Source organism: Blautia sp. ZXY-1-C6, from assembly GCF_056339875.1.
This window is the reverse complement of the sequence record NZ_JBWJVQ010000013.1, coordinates 1-6,225: the sequence shown is the minus strand read 5'-3', so window position 1 is coordinate 6,225 and position 6,225 is coordinate 1. Positions and strand designations below refer to the sequence as shown.

Genomic DNA, 6,225 nt, shown 5'->3' with positions numbered 1-6,225 from the left:
GCCTTTAATATAGTGTCAGTTTATTTATTCTGTATTCAGATTCATTCACTTCACATGAACATTAATAATCCGTTTTACTGATTTCTCATTAACCCCATGGATTCTCTGTCGGGTATCTTACACCTGCAGGCTGGTTGTATCCAATCTTCTTAACATCCAGTCCAAGGAATTTCACTACCTCATAGAATGCTTTTCCGTAATGTCCAAACATAACTGCTCCATGATGCGGATAGTTGCCCTCGATCAGTACGTGACGGTAGAATCTTCCCATTTCTTTGATTGCGAAAATACCGATACCACCGAATGATCTGGTAGGTACATCCAGTACTTCACCTTCTGCAACATAAGAAACCAGCTCGCCCTCGGAATTGCACTGTAAACGATAGAATGTAATGTCAGATGCAGCGATATCACCTTCAAGAGTTCCTCTTGTGAAGTCTGGTTCAGATCCTGCCGGCTCAAGAAGTCTGTGCTGGATCAGCTGATATTTAACAGCTCTGGAATCACACATCTTGCATGCAGGAGTATTTCCACAATGGAATCCCATAAATGTATCAGTAAGCTTATAATCGTATTTTCCTTTAATATCTTCATCATAGATATACTGTGGAACAGAGTTGTTGATATCAAGCAGTGTAACTGCATCATTGGAAATGCAAAGTCCGATGTACTCGCTGAGTGCTCCGTAGATATCAACCTCACAGGATACCGGAATTCCTCTGGAAGCCAGACGGCTATTTACATAGCAAGGTTCAAATCCAAACTGTGACGGGAATGCAGGCCAGCATTTGTCAGCAAATGCAACGTATTTTCTTGCTCCCTTATGAGCCTCTGCCCAGTCAAGAAGTGTAAGCTCAAACTGTGCCATTTTCACATTAAGGTCAGCATAATATTTGCCTTCGCCCATCTCTTTTGCCATATCTGCACAAACTTCCGGGATACGAGGATCATTTTCATGCTCTTTGAAAGAAACAAGAAGATCAAGCTCTGAGTTCTCTTCAATCTCAACACCCAGCTCATAGAGGCCTTTAATAGGTGCGTTGCATGCGAAGAAGTCCTGTGGACGTGGTCCGAAAGTAATGATCTTAAGATTGCTGACACCGATGACTGCACGTGCAACCGGTACGAAATCAGCGATCATCTTTGCAATATCATCTGCTGTTCCAACAGGGTATTCCGGAATATATGCTTTCAGATGACGCATTTTTAAGTTGTAGGAGCAGTTAAGCATACCACAGTAAGCATCACCTCTGCCGTTGATCATATCACCGTCACCTTCTGCTGCTGCTACATACATACAAGGTCCGTCAAATCTCTCTGCGATCAGAGTTTCAGGAGTTTCAGGTCCGAAGTTTCCAAGGAAAACAACCAGCGCATTACACTCTGCTTTGTTTACATCTTCAAGAGCTTTCTCCATATCCTTTTCATTCTCAACAGTTACAGGACATTCATAAAGTTCACCTTTATAAGTTTCCTTGATTGCTGCACGTCTCTTCTCAGAAAGCTGAATCGGAAAACAGTCACGGCTTACTGCAATTAATCCAAGTTTTACTACTGGTATATTGTTCATAATATAAATTCCTCCATATTTGATATGTATTTATATGATTTTGTTATTCATTTACTATATTCTGATACTCTGCTGCCACAGATTCCGAGCAGCTCAGTCAATGGTGATATTCTCTCCACGAAGTCCGTTTACTGCACCCTCGATTGCCGCATCTTCATGTGCAATGAGCCATTTGTTCTTAGCTGTCAGCAGGCTGTCCTCGCCTGTCTTAGCTGTCTCAAATGTAAGATCTGTATTGGTTCCTGCCGGAAGTACGACTACACACTGGAAACCGCCATCCTGTACATTGCATGGCGCATAATGAAGTGTAGTTGCATATACTTCAATACCTGTTCCTGCAGGTACCAGGAATGCTTCGATCTTAGAAGTATCATATGTAAAATCATCTGTGATATCCTGCTGGCTTCCGATAAGCAGCACCAGATCTGTTACCGCTACATTGATCTCTGAACTGCGGTGATATTCTACTGCATTTAATTTCTTATTATGTCCGTTGCAGTATCCAATTTCGATCGGGATTCCGCCAAATCCTTTATTCTGCAGTGCTTTTGCTACATCCAGAGCTTCCAGCTCCTCAACAGATGGTACATAAACCACATCATCCGGAACCGGTGTATGTTTCATTTCTTTGAGAAGAGCACTGAAGTCATACCCTTCAAGCACCTTTCCATATTTACGGAAGGAAGCATCTGTTACATTCTGAATTTTCACTTCAAAAACCTCCTTATATTCTGTAGATATTACGTTTTCTTGACTGTGCTTAGAATATATCAGAATAAAGGGTACTTTTCGCCAGTTTTCTTGTCTAATCTATAGCGTTTTTTTGACCTTTTTCATTTATCTGTTTTCGCATCTCACTTGGAAGTACCCCATATCTTTTCTGAAATTCCCCGGAAAAACCCCTGCTGCTGCAAAATCCATTATCTAGTGCAATCTGACTAATTGTATGGTCTGTATTCAGCAAATCCCTGTACGCATATGCCATACGGATATCCTGCAGATAAGTTTTATAGTTGATTTTTGCATATTTTTGGAACATTCGCGACAAATATGCATCCGAGTATCCAAAAGTAGCCGCCACATCAGAAAGCTTCAGTTCCTCCCTGTAATGCTCACGCATATATGTGGTGATTTTTGACAATGCATCCAGACGGCGGCTGTGTCGGATATCCTTCTCCCTGGTCTCTGTCACACGGTAATCCTTCACCAGGATATACATAATCTCGTAAAAAATAGAAATTGTCCGGAACTCATATCCAATTTTCCGCTCGGAATACACATGATATAATTTACGAAGCAAAGAAGCCAGTTTCTTATCCACCAGCTCCTCCTGCCCCCGAAAACGGATATATCTCTGGGCAGTAAAATAATTCTCAAACTGTTTCAGAGGAATCTGCAGAACTACTGTTTTATTTTTCTCCACAGCATGGATAGAGTGGATCTCATTGGAATTAATGATTATCTGCTCTCCAGCTTTCAGCGGATATTCATCCTTATTTACAAAAAAATCCAGGCGTCCCTCCATCACAGCAAAAATCTCTACAGACGTATGCCAGTGCTTCTCACGCACATAATTGCCATTTCCTCCTTCAAAAAGAAAAACCTTAAACGGAAATCCCTCATTAGGAATGATCAGTTCATGCTGAAACTCCATATATATATTCACCTCCTAATAAAATACCGCAGTATCCGGACATTCCAGCATACTGCGGCTATTTTGATAACTATCCAGCTTTCTGCATACCAAATCTGCTGGATGATCCTATTCTTCACATACTATTTGCAGAGCTCTGCCACAACCTGATTAATTACCTTTCCGTCTGCTTTTCCCTTCATATCAGCCATAACAGCCTTCATAATCTGCCCCTTATTTTTCGTTGCGATCACATCTGCAAATTTTTCTTCCAGATATGTCTTTACCTCTGCTGCATCCATCTGTTTTGGTGCATATTTGGCAATCACATCATACCTTGCCTGATATTCAGCCTTCAGATCCTCACGGCTTTCCGGACAGGTATCCAGCTGTTCTTTTACAGTTTTCAACTCCTTCAAAATAACTCTATCCACCAGATCGCTCTTAATTTCATCACGGCATCCCTCATCGATCGCTACTTTTTTTACTGCAGAGATCAGAGAGGAGACTGCTTCTTTTGTTACTTTATCTTTGGCTTTCATAGCTGCAACCATATCTTTTCTTAATACTTCTAATTCCATTTTATATTCCTCCTCGTTTCCTGTATGATTCTTTATCTCAAATCATCTTTCTATCCATCAGCATACCACTATTTATCTGAAAATCCAATGCTAATTTGCCTGGAAATTAAATTTATGTGGAAGTTTTCCCTCTTTTTTATAGACACTTTTATACAATTCTTTCCAGACTTTCCCCAGGGAATCCTCTCCTTCACGAATATCCTCTGGTATAAGACCGCCTTTACTTTCCAGTAGATCAAGCGCCTTTTTATCTTGTTTCAGCCCATGAAGTGCCTGGACATACCCCAGTTTCAGTCTGCTGTCTTCTTGTTCTTCTTTATCCAATTTCCGATAGAAACGACTTAATTCTTCATATTTCTCTGCCAGCAAAAGAATTCTGAATCCTTCTTTCAGATAAGACAGTTCTTTTCGCTCAAACGCCATTCCCTGAAGGATATATCTGCCAGCCTGATCCTTTTCATTCTGCATCAGTTTTACACAGCTAAGACCATGGAATGCCCATGCACTTTCTCTCAATTTGAGCGAATCCTCAAAAGCTTTCTCTGCCTTCCCGTAATCTTCTTTTCGGTAATATCCCAGCCCAAGCTGATAGTACGCATACCAGTTCTGTGCATTTTCTTCCATATGAGCTTCCAGAAAATCTACATTTGTCTCATCTATCATAAATTCATCTGGTGCTTCCAGTGGTTTCGGACAATGCAAAATTCCTGTTTCAAAAAAATGCTTCCATTTTTCCAAAACTGCCTCTTCTTTTGAATTTTCAGCTTGAGATTCATTTACAGCTTTCATAGAAAATTCCAGATGTTTTGTACTTTCTCCATGCACTGCAAGTGCCCCATATCCGCTTCCTATATATACTGTCTGCGCTTTTTTTCTTGACATCTCTTTTGATGTTTCCAGTTTCTCTTTCAACTTTTCGTGAAGTCCTGTCTCAAGAATCTTTTCGGTTACCAGAACTGTACGTTCCCTGTATTCTTTCTCCAGCACATCTTCAGAAATCTGAACAGAACCATACTGTTCCATCCACTCCCAGGCTGTGTGAGGCGCCATCGGAATACATCCATACTGTGTCTTTCCAAGTCCTGCCTGAATCTCCAGATAACGTCCTGCCTTATCTGTGAGATACTCCTGCCAGTGATTAGACGCATCCTGATTTCCCCAGGAAAAAAGCTTTCTGCTACGTAAACGATCTGTCGAAATCTGCAATAAACCATAACCGGTTTCATCTATATTTGCTATATATTTCGGACATCCAGCCGGAATATCAAAGAAATAATCTACGGATTTTTTTATAGCAGTATAATCAGAGATATCGATATTCTCTACCATCGGAAGATCTACCTTCGTAACCTGTGTTCCTCTTGATGTAAATGCCTGTACCGCCGGCACAACAACTCTTCCGTTTTTGTATTCCGGAACCGCCATATTACTCCACCAGTACATTGGTACTACTTCTTTTCCCTCGTTTACAATACGCATCCGGCAATTCAAAAAGCTGCTGTCTTTTTCCAGCCAGAAGTCCATCTGATAAGTCACTTTTCGAATACGCTCATATTCATACATACGCAGAACCGGTTCCCCATCTTCGTTAACAGTCTGTGCGGTGTAAATCGGTTCAGTTGTAAAAGGATTATGTCCGATAATACCTATGTTCCATTCCACACCTCCGCTAAACCAGGCGTTACGTACTGCCAGATTACTAAACTGCAGAACATCATTGGTATACAATAGGTTTCTTCCTGTATATTTATCCCAGAGTTCCCATAACCTGCCTCCGAATTCCGGAAGAAATACAGCCTTTAAATATCTGTTCTCAAGAACTGCTGTATGTATTTCCATCTCCTTAAGTTCTCTTGTATAAGTGTTCCTCTGCCGATATGGATAAGCACTTTTTACGCGTCCATATCCTTCATAGATCTCATCTGTCTCGTCCAGATGAAATTCCAGTTGATTCTGCATAGTCAGTTCTCCAAGGAGATCTGGCACGCAGCTCTCCTTTCCCAGATCAGCCATTCTGATTTTTTTTGTCTCAAATCTTAATTCAGACACCATCCGTAATCCCCCGTTTCATTGTACTTTCCAATTCCTCCATCTGCCCCAGGATCAGTTTCTGTCTATCATCAAACAATAGTCCCTTATTATGACGATAATACTGTTCTGAACCATTTTCCCGGATAAACCAGATACTGTAAAAGTTTGCATTTAATTCTGTAATAAATGCTACCATTTCCTGGCTGTCTCCAAAAGCCGCCTCCATAAAATCAAAAACATTCTGTAATGTCTGAGCAACCGTTTCTGTCTGCTTTTCTTGCTGACTCCAGATCATTCTCCGCTTTCTGACAAACTGCCTTCAGAGAAATATTTGCAAGGTTGTCTCTATAATATACCATATATATATTCATACAGTTTTGTTATATAAGAATCTGGTGACATGCTCTCGC

Annotated in this window: 6 protein-coding genes; all 6 read right to left on the bottom strand. The window is 40.8% G+C overall.

The window, feature by feature from the left end:
• Window positions 1–88 precede the first annotated feature (88 nt).
• The gene (locus tag AC075J_RS00515; protein ID WP_020435916.1) at window positions 89–1,570 is read right to left on the bottom strand and encodes an L-fucose/L-arabinose isomerase family protein; all 1,482 of its coding nucleotides are present in this window, start codon (window positions 1,568–1,570) and stop codon (window positions 89–91) included.
• A 93-nt stretch (window positions 1,571–1,663) separates the two neighbouring features.
• Window positions 1,664–2,281, bottom strand: a complete 618-nt coding sequence (locus AC075J_RS00510; protein WP_008708127.1) for a DUF4867 family protein — start codon at window positions 2,279–2,281, stop codon at window positions 1,664–1,666.
• A 94-nt stretch (window positions 2,282–2,375) separates the two neighbouring features.
• Complete coding sequence (locus AC075J_RS00505; protein WP_025578937.1) at window positions 2,376–3,224, bottom strand: AraC family transcriptional regulator; 849 nt, start codon at window positions 3,222–3,224, stop codon at window positions 2,376–2,378.
• Between the two features lie 122 nt (window positions 3,225–3,346).
• Complete coding sequence (locus AC075J_RS00500; protein ID WP_025578938.1) at window positions 3,347–3,784, bottom strand: GatB/YqeY domain-containing protein; 438 nt, start codon at window positions 3,782–3,784, stop codon at window positions 3,347–3,349.
• Window positions 3,785–3,874: 90 nt separating this feature from the next.
• On the bottom strand, window positions 3,875–5,836 hold the full coding sequence (locus AC075J_RS00495) for a DUF5107 domain-containing protein (protein ID WP_476389835.1): 1,962 nt from the start codon (window positions 5,834–5,836) through the stop codon (window positions 3,875–3,877).
• Window positions 5,826–6,110 (bottom strand): hypothetical protein, encoded by a 285-nt coding sequence (locus AC075J_RS00490; protein ID WP_476389834.1) that lies wholly within the window; start codon window positions 6,108–6,110, stop codon window positions 5,826–5,828. Before AC075J_RS00490 ends, AC075J_RS00495 begins: the two co-directional genes overlap by 11 nt.
• Window positions 6,111–6,225 lie beyond the last annotated feature (115 nt).

Coding starts and splice junctions, on each gene's coding strand:
- AC075J_RS00515 (WP_020435916.1), bottom strand. CDS start 1,570: ATGAACAATATACCAGTAGTAAAACTTGGATTAATTGCAGTAAGCCGT.
- AC075J_RS00505 (WP_025578937.1), bottom strand. CDS start 3,224: ATGGAGTTTCAGCATGAACTGATCATTCCTAATGAGGGATTTCCGTTT.
- AC075J_RS00500 (WP_025578938.1), bottom strand. CDS start 3,784: ATGGAATTAGAAGTATTAAGAAAAGATATGGTTGCAGCTATGAAAGCC.
- AC075J_RS00495 (WP_476389835.1), bottom strand. CDS start 5,836: ATGGTGTCTGAATTAAGATTTGAGACAAAAAAAATCAGAATGGCTGAT.
- AC075J_RS00490 (WP_476389834.1), bottom strand. CDS start 6,110: ATGATCTGGAGTCAGCAAGAAAAGCAGACAGAAACGGTTGCTCAGACA.